The organism is Pseudomonas sp. NPDC087690 (genome assembly GCF_044743175.1).
Classification (GTDB): Bacteria; Pseudomonadota; Gammaproteobacteria; order Pseudomonadales; family Pseudomonadaceae; genus Aquipseudomonas.
The window spans coordinates 77,123-91,059 of sequence record NZ_JBIUVX010000011.1; the positions used below are offsets into that span (position 1 = coordinate 77,123).

Sequence of the window (13,937 nt, forward strand, 5' to 3'; positions counted from 1 at the left end):
AGCCAAAAGCATCGCGAGCAGGCTCACTCCTACATTGGAATGCGTTCCCCTGCAGGAGTGAGCCTGCTCGCGATAGCTGCTTTCAACTCACTACAAACCTCACTTCTTGGCAGCGATCATCGCCAAAAACGCCGGCATCGCCGCTTCCTTGTCCGCCGCAATCTTCTGCACATGCGGATTCTGCTCAAGCTTCTCCAGCAATGCTTTCGCCTGCGGCATCTCTGCCAGCAAATCAATTCCAAACAGCTTCTGCCCGACCGCACAGGCCAGCGGTACGCTGTAGAGGAAGTACAAATCGGCAATGCTCAGGCTGTCGCCCGCCACGTACGGGGCGAATTTGCCGTGCCGGCCCAGCGCCGCAAAACCCAGCTGCAATTCAGTCTTGGTCTTTTCCTTGATCGCCTCCGGCAGGCTCATACCGAAAAATGCTTCGCCATAACAGGCACGCCCCGGCAGCTCGATGTACAGCTCGATTTCCTTGGCGATCGCCAGCACCTGCGCGCGCTCGAACGGATCGCTCGGCAGCAGCGGCGTACCTTTCTGGGTTTGCTCAAGGTATTCGAGAATGATCGCGGTCTCGTTAATGAAACCGGCGTCCACGCCCAGCACCGGCACTTTGCCGCGCGGGCTGATGGCCAGTGATTCCGGGGTCGGCGTCGGGTAGAACGTGACCTCTTCGAACGGCAGGCCTTTTTCCAGCAGCGCCAGTTTGACCATGTTGTAGTAGTTGCTGACTGAGAATCCGTAGAGCTTGAGCATCACATAGCCTCCAGGCCGTGCGGGGTGGGCAGTGCCTGTTTATAGATCGCCGGGGCAAATCCCGCCAGCAGCATCACGCCGCTGAATGCGGGTAAACTGGCGCCTTTCCATGAGGAGCCTGCCATGAGCGAGCCGACAGACATCGACAACGACGAAGAAGAGTTCACCGAGGCTACTTTGATCGAAGCCATCGAGAACCAGATCGAAAGCGACAACCCACCAGCAGCCAAAGCGACCTTCAACAAGCTGACACTAGTGGGTGTGGAGCGCGAAGAGATCCTCAATCTGATGGCGCATGTGCTGGCTTACGAGATTGACGCGATGCTCGATGAAGACCGCGCGTTCAATACCGAATGGTACGAAGCGGCGTTGCGTGCATTGCCGGAATTACCGCCAGAAAAGCAGTAAGCCCCGATTCTGTAGGAGTGAGCCTGCTCGCGATAGCGTCCTGTCAGTGAAGACTATGCTGACAGGCACTCCGCTATCGCGAGCAGGCTCACTCCTACAATGTTTGTAACGTATCCATCCAGCCAACTCCCGGGCCCCGACTACACTGGAATCCGCCTCAAGACAAAATCCCTGATCTGAGCACTGGACATGCCGCAAAAGCGGGTTCACCTTAGGGGCGCTGTCGTCCAATTCCTAGAAAGTCTGGAGTCCTTATGTCGCTTACCCCTGAGTTGGTTGCCGAACTGGAAGTCCTCGCACTCTTTCCCCTGGACAGTTCCCAGGAAGGTTTGAAAATTCATCAGACCGCTGCCCCGAAACATATTTCTGCCGCCAAACGCCTCTTTGAAAAAGACCTGACCGATCAGCCCGATGGCGGTTATCTGACCAGCCTCGGTCGCGACGCCGCACAAAATGTGCAAACCGTGCTGACCATTCTGAGAGAGCAGGAAACCGCCTGATCCTCCCCGACTTTGCCCACGGGAACTCCTGCCACGGGATTTCCGCGGGCCTGCCCGGTCGCTCGCGATAGAAATCTGACGTCAAAAACAAATTCAGCTTAAAAGTCCCGCTGCGCTAAGGCTAAACTGCCTGACATTCCGAGACCCTCTACGTCCGAGCCTGCGAGCCGGTTTGAGCTGACATGACGCGCACCCACGAAATCCGCCCTGACCTGGACGAAGGTATCGACCGCAAGGTCCTCAGCCAGCTGCGCGCACGCTTTCTCAAACTCAATGAAGGCCGCCTCGGCCGCGCCCTTGAAGGCCTGTCGACACGCCAACAGAGCGTGTTGACGCTGTTGCCGCTGTTCTTCCACGTCAACCATCCGCTGCTGCCGGGTTATGTCTCGGGCAGTACACCGGCCGGAGTGTCCAATTACGAGCCGGACGCCGATGCGCTTGCCGAAGCTCAGCGCCTGACCCGTTCGTTTTCCTACAAGCCGCGCCATGGCAGCAATCCGCCGCGACCGATTCATGGCCTTTTCCTGATGGGCAGCCTTGGCACGCTGGCGCAGGCCGATCAGAGCGACATGGACGTGTGGGTTTGCCACGCGCCAGACCTGAGCGAAAACGAACTCGCCGAACTGAGCAAAAAATGTCAGTTGCTCGAAATCTGGGCGGCCAGCCAAGGTGCCGAAGCGCATTTCTTTCTCATCGACCCGGTGCGCTTCGTCAAAGGCGAACGCGACACCCAGCTCAGTTCGGAAAACTGCGGTACCACCCAGCACTATCTGCTACTGGACGAGTTCTACCGCACGGCGATCTGGCTGGCCGGGCGCACGCCGATCTGGTGGCTGGTGCCGGTCTACGAAGAAACCGCCTACGACCAATACACCCACACGTTGCTGTCGAAGCGTTTTATTCGGGCCGACGAAACCCTCGACCTCGGCCACTTGGCGACGATTCCGCCGGGCGAGTTCATTGGCGCCGGCCTGTGGCAATTGTTCAAGGGCATCGAGTCACCCTACAAATCGGTACTCAAACTGCTGCTGACCGAGGTCTACGCCAGCGAACACCCGCGCGTGCAGTGCCTGAGCCTGCGCTTCAAGAAAGCCGTGTTCGCCAATCAGCTCGATCTTGACGAGCTGGACCCGTACATGGTCGTGTACCGGCGCATCGAGGAATATCTGACTGCGCGCAATGAGCCGGAACGCCTGGAACTGGTGCGCCGCGCGCTGTACCTGAAGGTCAACCGCAAGCTCACCGGCAACAGCCGCACCCAGAGCTGGCAGCGTTCATTGCTGGAAAGGCTGGCCAGTGAATGGCATTGGGATCAGCGCCAACTCGCCCTGCTCGATAGCCGCAGCCAGTGGAAAGTCCGTCAAGTCAGCGCCGAGCGCCGCGCGCTGGTCAACGAACTGAATTACAGCTACCGCTTCCTGACCCAGTTCGCCCGTACCGAGCAGACTGTCAGCCTGATCAACAAGCGCGATCTCAACGTCCTCGGTCGCCGTCTCTACGCTGCGTTCGAACGCAAGGCCGACAAGGTCGAGTTCATCAATCCCGGTATCGCCCCGGATCTGGCTGAAGATACTTTGACCCTGGTGCAGTCGCGCAATAAAAAGGAACCGGGGCAAACTCAGTGGGGCCTCTACAACGGCAGCCTGACCGCGCTGGAGTGGGAACACTTCGCACCGATCAAGCGCAGTCGCGAGCTGCTCGAACTGCTGACCTGGTGCCACCGCAACGGCGTGATCGACAGCAGCACTCGCCTGGCTTTGCATCCCGGCACCAGCGACCTGAGCGAATTTGAGCTGTTCAACCTGCTCGGCAGCCTGCAACAGTGCATCGCCCTGCCCCTGCCTACAGTGGCTGAAGAGCCATTGCTGCGCGCCGCGGTGCCGAGCGAAGTGCTGATTCTGGTCAACGTAGGGATTGACCCGCTAAAACATCACCGCGACCTCAATATCCTGATGACCACCGAGCGTACCGACTCGCTGAGTTACGCCGGCGTGCGCGAAAACCTCGTGTTGACCCTCGATCAAGTCACGCTCAACAGCTGGAACGAAGTGCTGGTCAACCGCTTCGATGGCCCGCACGCCCTGCTCGATTGCCTGCGCGATTACCTCAACAACCTGCCACGCGGGGCCTTGCAGCCGTCGTTGAGGGTGCGTTGCTTCTGCCACAACCGTGCGCAGTTCATTGCCCGCCGCGTCGAGGAAATCATCGACACCGCGCAAAACCTGCTGCTCAGTGATTTGAACCACCGCTATTTGATTCAGGTGCAGCAGCACTATCACGTTTTGGAGTTGGTGCCGGGCCAGGTCAACCATGTCGCCCTCGCCACCCTGCCGGCGTTACTGGATTACCTCGGTGAAGAGCAGCCGCGCTACAGCCCGCTGCATCTGGACCCGATGGCGCTGGAAGAACACGACCTCGCGCTGATCCTGCCGATGGGCCAGCCGGAATGCATTCAGGTGTTCTACCGGATCACCGAGCAGCAGGCCGAGCTGTACGTGCTGGATGAATTCAATGCGCTGTGGCAGCAGCATTTGCCGTACCACGACGAGCAGAGTCTGCTGGTGCCGCTGCAGCGTTTCCTGCAATCGATCCTGTTCCGCCGCGAAGCGGTGCTACCGATGGATGGCAGCGCGGAGGTGCGCCTCGACACTTTGTATTACCAGTTATTGCCTTCCGGCCAAGGGCGCGCACGACGAGTGGAAGTGCGACCAGCACCGCAGACGCCGGTAAACAAGCCGTTCTACGACGTGCAGGCGATCGTCGGCAAAGCCGCACCGGGCGAAGTGCAGGTCACTTTGTATTGCAATCAACGGGAATTCAGCGAGCTGGAGCATGGCGACCAGCTGTTCAGCGTGGTCGCCCGGGAGATCGTCGAGCAGCGCCGCGAAAGCGAACGCTATCGCTGCTACATCACCGACCTCGACCTTTCGGGCCTGCTCGGTGATGGGCAGAGCTCAAGCAATCTGTATCTGCGCTACAAGGCTGATCTGGAGCGCGCCCTGAACGAGGCGCTCGAACAGGTCTGAGGCGGGGTTACTCGGGGAAGGCGCCACCGTTGGCCGGCTGCGACTCGACTTCGAGCAGGGTCAGCTTGAGGGTCTTGCCACCTGGAGCCGGCCAGTCGATGTGCTGACCGACTTTCAGGCCCAGCAGTGCGCTGCCGACGGGCGCCAGAATGGAGATCTTGCCTTCATCGGCGTTGGCATCCTTGGGGTAGACCAGCGTCAGGTGGTAATCCTTGCCACTGCCTTCTTCGCGGCAATGCACACGGGAATTCATGGTCACGACATCAGCGGGCACTTCATCGTGGCCGACCACGGTATCGGCGCGGTCCAGCTCGGTTTGCAGCGCAATCACGCCCGGCGCAGCCTGGTCTTTCTCGTTCAGGTTGTCGATCAGGCGCTCCAGACGTTGCACGTCCAGACGGGTAAGGGTGATGGAAGGTGCGGTCATGATCCGGGCAGACTCCTTTCTTCTGCACACAAAAAAAGCAAAACCCCGCCAAAAAAGACGGGGTTTTCACCAGGCCTCGATGGGTTGAGGCGTGTTCGGACACTATCACAGCTCAAAAAATATACAAGTCATCCACCCGGCCACCCCTGTCGGAGCTGCCGCAGGCTGCGATCTTTGCTTCTAAAGATTAAAGATCAAAAGATCGCAGCCTTCGGCAGCTCCTACATTGAGGAGTTGCGTCGGTCTGCGGCCTGAGCGCAGATGACCCGGCGGCGCTCGTCGTCCGCCGAGCGCCATTCGCGTATGTCTTCGACATGGCGGAAGCAGCCGAGGCAGACCTTTTGCTCGTCCAGTCGGCACACGCCGCTGCACGGCGAAGGCACTGCCGCGCTGACATTGCTGTAAAGCGGCTTCGGTGGACGAACAGGCGCGGTATCAGTCACGGAATCACAGACCTTCGAAATCGAATTCGGCGCCGGCCTGTTGCTTGACGATGCGCTCGAGCATTTCGCCCAGTTGCTCTTCGCTCTTGTCGCACATCCAGCGCTCGCTTTCTTCGTCGTAGTCGAAGTGGAAACCACCGGACACCGCCGCCAGCCACAGCTGACGCAGCGGCTCCTGACGGCTGAAGATCAGCTGCGAGCCGTTTTCGAACTTGACGGTGAGCACACCGGCCGAGTTCTCCATGTCGATATCCAGGTCGCTTTCATCAAAGATGTCTTCCAGTTTTTCCTGGGTTTCATCGACCAGATCGTGGAAACGGGCTTCGGACAAACTCATTGCGGCAACCTCAAAAAATGTCTGATCAGGCTCAAGCGCCGAAAGATACGGACGCTGCCGGCCGATTGCAAAGATTAACGACCAAGCACCCTGCCCCACGCCTGACACCCAACCCTCGTAGGAGTGAGCCTGCTCGCGATAGCGGTGTGTCAGTCAACATATATGTATCTGACACTTCGCTATCGTCGGATCGCCGCCCGGAGCAGGCTCACTCCTACAGGAGATTGCGGCGGTTCGGGCAGCTTTGGGCAAGCCCCGCCGGACGGGAACCCCCTCGCATAGGCAAGCTGCCGGGTGGCCGGTATACTCCGGCGCAATTAACGCATTTTCAAGGATTTCGCCATGAAGCGCCTGATCTCTTCCCTTGCTGCGCTCGTCGCGGTTGCCTGCCTCGTTTCGGCCTGTGGTCAAAAAGGCCCGCTGTACCTGCCGGATGACGATCAGGACCCGGCCGAGCAAGCCCAGTCTTCGCAGAAGCAACCGTCCAAAGCACACAAGCACGACGTTTACCAATAAGGGATCGCCATGGACGCTTTTAACTACCGTGGCGGGGAACTGTTCGCGGAAGGTGTGGCGCTGTCCGCCATTGCCGATCGCTTCGGCACGCCTACTTATGTTTACTCGCGCGCACACATCGAAGCCCAGTATCTGGCTTACGCCGATGCCTTGGCCGGCATGCCGCACCTGGTCTGCTTTGCGGTCAAAGCCAACTCCAACCTCGGCGTGCTGAATGTCCTGGCCCGTCTCGGCGCCGGTTTCGACATCGTTTCCCGTGGCGAGTTGGAGCGCGTACTGGCTGCTGGCGGCAGCGCTGACAAGATCGTCTTCTCCGGTGTCGGCAAGACCCGTGACGACATGCGTCGCGCACTGGAAGTCGGCGTGCACTGCTTCAACGTCGAATCCACCGACGAGCTGGAACGCCTGCAAGTGGTCGCCGCCGAGCTGGGCGTTCGCGCCCCGGTATCGCTGCGGGTGAACCCGGACGTCGATGCCGGCACCCACCCGTACATTTCCACCGGTCTCAAAGAGAACAAGTTCGGCATCGCCATTGCTGACGCCGAAGACGTGTACGTGCGTGCCGCGCATCTGCCGAACCTGGAAGTGGTTGGCGTCGACTGCCACATCGGTTCGCAACTGACCACGCTGCCACCGTTCCTCGATGCCCTCGACCGTCTGCTGGATCTGGTCGATCGTCTCGGCGATTGCGGCATTCACCTGCGCCACATCGATCTCGGTGGTGGTTTGGGCGTGCGTTATCGCGATGAAGAGCCGCCATTGGCTGCCGATTACATCAAAGCCGTGCGCGAGCGTCTGAACGGTCGTGATCTGGCGCTGGTGTTCGAGCCAGGCCGTTTCATCGTTGCCAACGCCGGCGTGCTGCTGACTCAGGTCGAGTACCTCAAGCACACCGAACACAAAGACTTCGCCATCGTCGACGCAGCGATGAACGACCTGATCCGCCCGGCGCTGTATCAGGCGTGGATGGACGTTACGGCGGTCAAACCGCGTGACACCGCTGCGCGCAAATACGACATCGTTGGCCCGATCTGCGAAACCGGTGACTTCCTCGCCAAGGATCGCGAATTGGCCTTGGCCGAAGGCGATCTGCTGGCCGTGCATTCGGCCGGTGCCTACGGTTTTGTGATGAGCTCCAACTACAACACTCGCGGCCGCGCCGCCGAAGTGCTGGTAGATGGCGATCAGGTTTTTGAAGTGCGCCGCCGCGAAACCGTGGCCGAGCTGTTTGCCGGCGAAAGCCTGCTGCCGGAGTAACCCATGCTGCTGCGTTTTACTAAAATGCACGGCTTGGGCAATGACTTCATGGTTCTCGACCTGGTCAGCCAGCACGCGCATATTCAGCCAAAGCACGCCAAGCAATGGGGCGATCGGCACACCGGTATCGGTTTCGACCAGCTGCTGATCGTCGAGGCGCCGAGCAACCCGGACGTGGATTTCCGTTACCGGATTTTCAACTCCGACGGCTCGGAAGTTGAGCAGTGCGGCAACGGCGCGCGCTGCTTTGCGCGCTTCGTGCTCGACAAGCGTCTGACCGCGAAACGGCAGATCCGCGTCGAGACCAAGGGCGGCATCATCGAACTGGACGTGCGTAACGACGGCCAGATCGGCGTGAACATGGGCGCCCCGCGTCTGGTGCCCGCGGATATTCCGTTCGACGCGCCAGCGCAAGCCATCAGCTATCAGCTGGAAGTCGACGGCACCACGGTCGAACTGGCCGCCGTGTCGATGGGCAACCCTCACGCAGTGCTGCGCGTGCAGGACATCAACAGCGCACCGGTGCATGAACTGGGGCCGAAAATCGAACACCATCCGCGCTTCCCGGCGCGAGTGAATGTCGGTTTTCTCCAGGTCATCGACCGCAACCGCGCGCAACTGCGCGTCTGGGAACGTGGCGCCGGGGAAACCCAGGCCTGCGGCACCGGCGCGTGTGCAGCGGCTGTCGCTGCGATCAGCCAGGGGTGGATGGATTCGCCACTATTGATCGACCTGCCCGGCGGGCGTCTGTCCATTGAATGGGCAGGCCCTGGCCAACCGGTGCTGATGACCGGTCCGGCAGTGCGTGTATACGAAGGACAAGTACGTCTTTGAGTGAGCAGAAACCATGACCGATAAGCCTCAGGTACCCGCCCGACAGTCCGACGAATCAGCGTCCGAGAGCCTGGAGGCGGCAGCGGTTGCCGCATACCTCGAGGCGCATCCGGACTTCTTCGTCGAGCACGAAGAACTGCTGCCTGCACTGCGCATTCCGCACCAGCGTGGCGATACCGTTTCGCTGGTCGAGCGGCAGATGACCATCCTGCGTGACCGCAACATCGAGATGCGTCATCGCCTCTCGCAGTTGATGGACGTCGCCCGCGACAACGATCGCCTGTTCGACAAGACCCGTCGCCTCATTCTTTCCTTGATGGATGCCAGCAGCCTCGAAGACGTGGTGATCAGCGTCGAAGACAGTCTGCGCCAGGACTTTCAGGTGCCTTTTGTCAGCCTGATCCTGCTCGGTGACAACCCGGCGCCGGTCGGTCGTTGGGTGACCCACGCCGACGCCCAAGTCGCTATCGGCGGCCTGCTCACCGAAGGCAAAAGCGTCAGCGGCACCCTGCGCGAGCACGAGCTGGATTTCCTCTTCGGCGAAGAACAGCGCAAGCAGATCGGTTCCACTGCCGTCGTTGCGGTCAGCCATCAGGGCATCCATGGCATTCTGGCAATCGCCAGCCGTGATCCGCAGCACTACAAGAGTTCGGTCGGCACGCTGTTCTTGAGCTACATCGCCGAAGTCATGGGCCGCGTGCTGCCACGGGTCAACAGCTCCCTGCGCTCGGTACGCTGAACATGGAACGACAACTGGACGCTTACTGCGAACATCTGCGCAGTGAGCGGCAGGTGTCGCCGCACACACTGTCGGCCTACCGCCGCGACCTCGATAAAGTCCTCGGCTGGTGCGTAAAACAGAACATCGGCAGTTGGGCGGCACTGGATATCCAGCGCCTGCGCAGCCTGATCGCCCGTTTGCATGCGCAGGGCCAGTCTTCGCGCAGTCTCGCCCGATTGCTTTCGGCGGTGCGCGGGCTCTATCACTATCTGAATCGCGAAGGACTTTGCGACCATGATCCGGCGACCGGTCTGGCGCCGCCGAAAGGCGAGCGCCGCCTGCCGAAAACCCTCGATACCGACCGTGCGCTGCAGTTGCTTGAAGGTGCGGTCGAAGATGATTTTCTCGCACGGCGCGATCAGGCGATTCTGGAATTGTTCTACTCCTCCGGTCTGCGCCTCTCCGAACTGACCGGGCTTAATCTTGATCAACTTGATCTGGCCGATGGCATGGTTCAAGTACTCGGCAAAGGCAGCAAGACCCGACTGCTACCGGTGGGCAAAAAGGCCCGCGAAGCGCTCGAACAATGGCTGCCATTGCGGGCCATGACCAATCCGGCGGACGACGCTGTATTCGTCAGCCAGCAAGGTCGACGCCTCGGTCCACGAGCGATTCAGGTGCGGGTCAAACTGGCCGGTGAGCGTGAACTGGGGCAAAACCTGCACCCGCACATGCTGCGGCACTCCTTCGCCAGCCACTTGCTGGAGTCTTCGCAGGACCTGCGCGCTGTGCAGGAATTGCTTGGCCACTCTGACATCAAGACCACGCAGATCTACACCCACCTGGACTTCCAGCACCTGGCGGCGGTCTACGACAGCGCCCATCCACGGGCCAAACGCATGAAAGGCGACGATTCATGAGTATCCAGTTGATCACCTTCGACCTCGACGACACCCTCTGGGACACCGCGCCAGTGATCGTCAGCGCCGAAGCGGTATTGCGCGAATGGCTGAGCGAACATGCGCCGAATCTTGGCGCGGTGCCGGTGGAGCATTTGTGGGCGATTCGTGAGCAAGTGCTGGCCAATGAGCCGGGGCTGAAACATCGGATCAGCGCTCTACGTCGGCGGGTGTTGTTTCATGCGATGGAAGACGCTGGGTACGCCCATGACGAAGCCACCGACCTGGCAGACAAGGGTTTTGAAGTGTTTCTGCATGCCCGGCATCAGATCGAAGTGTTCCCTGAAGTGGAGCCGGTGCTGGAAATTCTCGCCAATGATTACGCGCTTGGCGTAGTCACCAATGGCAATGCCGATGTGCGGCGATTGGGCCTGGCGGATTACTTCAAGTTTGCGCTGTGTGCGGAAGATATCGGCATCGCCAAGCCGGATGCGCGGTTGTTCCACGAGGCCTTGCAGCGCGGGGGCGCTACAGCCGAAACCGCTGTGCATATCGGCGATCATCCGGGTGATGACATTGCCGGGGCGCAGCAGGCGGGGTTGCGGGCGATCTGGTTTAACCCGGCGGGCAAGGTCTGGGAAGCGGAGCGCTTGCCGGATGCTGAAATCCGTAGCCTGACTGACTTGCCAGCCGTACTCGCGCGCTGGAATGCCCAGCACTGCCCCTAAATTCACCTCATCCCCTGTGGGAGCTGGCTTGCCAGCGATGAGGCCAGCACATTCAACATCAATGTTGTCTGACAGGCCGCCATCGCTGGCAAGCCAGCTCCCACAGGGTCTGCCTCGTCTTCAAATGTTTATCCAGGCATGAAAAAGCCCGCAGCGACGGCGGGCTTTTTCAGCAAGCAAGCGGCACGCCTCAGATAGGGCGGCTACCGTACTTGTTGTCCGGCTTCTTCGGAGGATCGGCGACCACATTGGCCTCCACTTCCTGAACCTTGCCGCCGCGAGACAGGAACTCTTCCATGGCCTTGGCCAGGGCGTCGCGCTCCTTGTTCTTGGCTTCAATGCTCGGCAACTCGTCTACCGACACCGCAGCCTTGGCTTTGCCTTTGGCAGCCGGGGCCGGCGTATCGTCGCCGCCATCGTCATCGGCAACGTCTTCCGCTGCCGCTTCCAGGCCTTCCTCGGCCTCGTCTTCGTCGCCTACTTCGAGGTCGTCGTTTTCCAGATCATCGTCGCTCATGTTCTACCTCATGACTTGCGAAAAGCAGATTAGTTATAGACCAGCTTTGGCAACTGTCGAAAGTCGCCGTTAAAAAATCAGTAACCATTGATGACCAACGGTTTACGCCCCATCACCGTGCAAGGTGGCGAGGACTTTTCGAGCACCGCCATGATCACGGTGCTCGCCCAGATAAACGCCTTGCCAGGTCCCCAGTGCCAGACGGCCTGCCGAAACCGGCAGACTGACCTGGCAACCAAGCACGCTGGCCTTGAAGTGCGCCGGGAGGTCGTCCAGGCCTTCGTCGTTATGCTCATAGCCGTCTGTTCCTTGTGGGATCAGACGATTGAAAAATCGTTCGAAGTCGCGACGGACCGCCGGATCGGCGTTCTCGTTGATGGTCAACGACGCCGAGGTATGCTGCAGCCACAAATGCAACAGACCGACCCGGCACTCCCTGAGTTCAGGCAGCCCCGCGAGTAACTCGTCCGTTACCAGATGAAAGCCCCGGGGCCGTGCCCGCAGGGTTATCAGAGTCTGTTGCCACATACAGTTCTCCGCACGTTCGGGGCGCATTCTAGCGCGCTCTGGGAAAAAACAAAGGCCCTAATATTCGCTCAATGATGTAAGCCATTGGCCGGTGAAAAACCGCCGTCGTAAACACGACTAAAGGCGTACGAAAAATCCTTTCAGCTTCTCTCTCAATGACAAATTCCAGACAAAAAAATGCCCGGCGAACCGGGCAAGTTTTTTTGATGCGCGTACTTACAGGTTGTAGCCGCGTTCGTTGTGTTGTGCCAGATCGAGACCGACCGACTCTTCTTCCTCGGTCACACGCAGACCCATCACGGCGTCCAGGACTTTGAGGATGATGAAGGTGACGATCGCGGTGTAGATCACCGTGAAGCCCACGCCTTTGACCTGAATCCACACTTGCGCACCGATATCGGTAACGGTGCCGAAGCCACCCAGAGCGGGAGCTGCAAACACACCGGTCAGAATCGCACCGAGGATACCGCCGATACCGTGCACGCCGAACGCGTCCAGGGAATCGTCATAACCGAGTTTGCGTTTCAGGGTGGTGGCGCAGAAGAAGCACACCACACCTGCGGCCAGACCGATCACCAGTGCGCCCATCGGGCCCACGGTGCCGGCAGCCGGAGTGATCGCGACCAGACCGGCAACCACACCCGAGGCGATACCCAGTGCGCTTGGCTTGCCGTGGGTGACCCACTCGGCAAACATCCAGCCCAGCGCGGCCGCAGCGGTAGCGATTTGAGTGACCAGCATCGCCATGCCGGCGGTGCCGTTGGCCGCCGCAGCGGAACCGGCGTTGAAGCCGAACCAGCCGACCCACAGCATCGCTGCGCCCATCAGGGTGTAACCGAGATTGTGCGGAGCCATCGGGGTGGTCGGGAAGCCTTTACGCTTGCCCAACACCAGGCAGGCAATCAGGCCGGCCACACCGGCGTTGATGTGCACCACGGTGCCGCCCGCGAAGTCGAGTACGCCCCAGTCCCACATCAGGCCGCCGTTGCCGGACCAGACCATGTGCGCGATCGGTGCATAAACCAGGGTGAACCAGATAGCCATGAAGATCAGCATCGCGGAGAACTTCATCCGCTCGGCGAACGCACCGACGATCAGCGCCGGGGTGATGATCGCGAAGGTCATCTGGAAGGTGATGAACACCGCCTCAGGGAACAACGCCGCAGGACCGGTCAGGCTCGAAGGCGTGACACCGGCGAGGAACGCCTTGCCCATGCCGCCGAAGAACGAGTTGAAATTGACAACGCCCTGCTCCATGCCGGTGGTGTCGAACGCAATGCTGTAGCCATAAATGACCCACAGGATGCTGATCAGACCGGTAATGGCGAAGCACTGCATCATCACGGAAAGAATGTTTTTCGAGCGAACCATGCCGCCGTAGAACAGCGCCAGGCCGGGGATGGTCATGAACAGCACGAGTGCCGTCGAGGTGAGCATCCAGGCCGTGTCGCCGGAATTGAGGACCGGGGCCGCCACTTCGTCTGCCGCCATAGCAAGGCTTGGCATTACGATAGACAACAGGGCTCCTAGCCCTGCGAATTTACGCAGAGTCATATTGTTTTCTCCTGGGGCGTTGGGGTTTGTGGCGGCGTTTAAATCGCGTCGGTATCGGTTTCGCCGGTACGGATGCGAATCGCCTGTTCCAGATTGACCACGAAGATCTTGCCGTCACCGATCTTGCCGGTGTTGGCCGCTTTGGTTATCGCCTCGATAACCCGATCCAGATCCTTGTCGTCGATGGCCACGTCGATTTTCACCTTGGGCAGAAAATCGACCACATATTCCGCGCCGCGATACAGATCGGTGTGACCCTTCTGCCGGCCGAAGACTTTGACTTCAGTAACGGTAATGCCCTGCACGCCGATTTCGGACAGCGACTCGCGCACGTCGTCCAACTTGAACGGCTTGATGATGGCAGTGACTAGCTTCATGAAACTCTCTCCCGAATTGGTGGACTTGCCCCAGGAAAACAAACCCGACTCAAGTCTAAGCGCAGTGCCTGGCTTTGTAACGCATCGTCGGCCGTACCTGCCCGAC

At 59.9% G+C, this 13,937-nt stretch carries 17 protein-coding genes; 9 read left to right on the plus strand and 8 right to left on the minus strand.

The window, feature by feature from the left end; all coding sequences use genetic code 11:
* Positions 1-99 precede the first annotated feature (99 nt).
* Positions 100-759 carry a glutathione S-transferase family protein gene (locus ACIPIZ_RS14280; protein WP_105704647.1) on the minus strand — a complete coding sequence of 220 codons (660 nt, stop codon included), beginning with the start codon at positions 757-759 and terminating at the stop codon, positions 100-102.
* A 123-nt stretch (positions 760-882) separates the two neighbouring features.
* Between ACIPIZ_RS14280 and ACIPIZ_RS14285 the strand changes: the two genes are divergently transcribed.
* From ACIPIZ_RS14285 to ACIPIZ_RS14295, 3 genes are all read left to right on the plus strand, one after another.
* Entirely contained in the window at positions 883-1,167 is a 285-nt protein-coding gene (locus tag ACIPIZ_RS14285; RefSeq protein ID WP_007911108.1) for a hypothetical protein, read from the plus strand.
* A 254-nt stretch (positions 1,168-1,421) separates the two neighbouring features.
* Positions 1,422-1,667: a TIGR02647 family protein gene (locus ACIPIZ_RS14290; RefSeq protein ID WP_008084565.1), complete on the plus strand. Its 246-nt coding sequence runs from the start codon at positions 1,422-1,424 to the stop codon at positions 1,665-1,667.
* A 182-nt stretch (positions 1,668-1,849) separates the two neighbouring features.
* A complete protein-coding gene (locus ACIPIZ_RS14295; RefSeq protein ID WP_401165791.1) occupies positions 1,850-4,693 on the plus strand; it encodes a class I adenylate cyclase in 2,844 nt (947 codons plus the stop codon).
* A 7-nt stretch (positions 4,694-4,700) separates the two neighbouring features.
* On the opposite strand, the gene rnk is transcribed toward ACIPIZ_RS14295, so the two are convergent.
* The 3 genes from rnk to cyaY all read right to left on the minus strand — a co-directional run bounded on the left by rnk (position 4,701) and on the right by cyaY (position 5,900).
* The gene (gene rnk, locus ACIPIZ_RS14300) at positions 4,701-5,120 is read right to left on the minus strand and encodes a nucleoside diphosphate kinase regulator (protein ID WP_053124969.1); all 420 of its coding nucleotides are present in this window, start codon (positions 5,118-5,120) and stop codon (positions 4,701-4,703) included.
* 221 nt (positions 5,121-5,341) lie between these two features.
* On the minus strand, positions 5,342-5,563 hold the full coding sequence (locus ACIPIZ_RS14305) for a DUF1289 domain-containing protein (RefSeq protein WP_105704649.1): 222 nt from the start codon (positions 5,561-5,563) through the stop codon (positions 5,342-5,344).
* A 4-nt stretch (positions 5,564-5,567) separates the two neighbouring features.
* Positions 5,568-5,900 carry an iron donor protein CyaY gene (gene cyaY / locus ACIPIZ_RS14310; RefSeq protein WP_007911100.1) on the minus strand — a complete coding sequence of 111 codons (333 nt, stop codon included), beginning with the start codon at positions 5,898-5,900 and terminating at the stop codon, positions 5,568-5,570.
* Between the two features lie 342 nt (positions 5,901-6,242).
* Between cyaY and ACIPIZ_RS14315 the strand changes: the two genes are divergently transcribed.
* From ACIPIZ_RS14315 to ACIPIZ_RS14340, 6 genes are read left to right on the plus strand one after another with little or no spacing between them, the layout of a single operon-like run.
* Complete coding sequence (locus ACIPIZ_RS14315; RefSeq protein WP_007911098.1) at positions 6,243-6,416, plus strand: lipoprotein; 174 nt, start codon at positions 6,243-6,245, stop codon at positions 6,414-6,416.
* Between the two features lie 9 nt (positions 6,417-6,425).
* The gene (gene lysA, locus ACIPIZ_RS14320) at positions 6,426-7,673 is read left to right on the plus strand and encodes a diaminopimelate decarboxylase (protein WP_064389521.1); all 1,248 of its coding nucleotides are present in this window, start codon (positions 6,426-6,428) and stop codon (positions 7,671-7,673) included.
* Positions 7,674-7,676: 3 nt separating this feature from the next.
* Positions 7,677-8,507 carry a diaminopimelate epimerase gene (gene dapF / locus ACIPIZ_RS14325; protein WP_064389522.1) on the plus strand — a complete coding sequence of 277 codons (831 nt, stop codon included), beginning with the start codon at positions 7,677-7,679 and terminating at the stop codon, positions 8,505-8,507.
* Between the two features lie 13 nt (positions 8,508-8,520).
* A complete protein-coding gene (locus ACIPIZ_RS14330; RefSeq protein WP_064389523.1) occupies positions 8,521-9,246 on the plus strand; it encodes a DUF484 family protein in 726 nt (241 codons plus the stop codon).
* 2 nt (positions 9,247-9,248) lie between these two features.
* On the plus strand, positions 9,249-10,148 hold the full coding sequence (gene xerC, locus ACIPIZ_RS14335) for a tyrosine recombinase XerC (protein ID WP_007950060.1): 900 nt from the start codon (positions 9,249-9,251) through the stop codon (positions 10,146-10,148).
* A complete protein-coding gene (locus ACIPIZ_RS14340) occupies positions 10,145-10,855 on the plus strand; it encodes an HAD family hydrolase (protein WP_401165794.1) in 711 nt (236 codons plus the stop codon). Before xerC ends, ACIPIZ_RS14340 begins: the two co-directional genes overlap by 4 nt.
* 190 nt (positions 10,856-11,045) lie before the next feature.
* Here ACIPIZ_RS14340 and sutA read toward each other — a convergent pair whose 3' ends face one another.
* The 4 genes from sutA to glnK form a co-directional block, all read right to left on the minus strand.
* Entirely contained in the window at positions 11,046-11,372 is a 327-nt protein-coding gene (gene sutA / locus ACIPIZ_RS14345) for a transcriptional regulator SutA (RefSeq protein WP_007920420.1), read from the minus strand.
* 102 nt (positions 11,373-11,474) lie between these two features.
* Positions 11,475-11,900: a secondary thiamine-phosphate synthase enzyme YjbQ gene (locus ACIPIZ_RS14350; RefSeq protein WP_064389526.1), complete on the minus strand. Its 426-nt coding sequence runs from the start codon at positions 11,898-11,900 to the stop codon at positions 11,475-11,477.
* A gap of 216 nt (positions 11,901-12,116) precedes the next feature.
* Positions 12,117-13,454: an ammonium transporter gene (locus ACIPIZ_RS14355; RefSeq protein WP_038359173.1), complete on the minus strand. Its 1,338-nt coding sequence runs from the start codon at positions 13,452-13,454 to the stop codon at positions 12,117-12,119.
* Between the two features lie 38 nt (positions 13,455-13,492).
* Entirely contained in the window at positions 13,493-13,831 is a 339-nt protein-coding gene (glnK, locus tag ACIPIZ_RS14360) for a P-II family nitrogen regulator (RefSeq protein ID WP_401165796.1), read from the minus strand.
* Positions 13,832-13,937 lie beyond the last annotated feature (106 nt).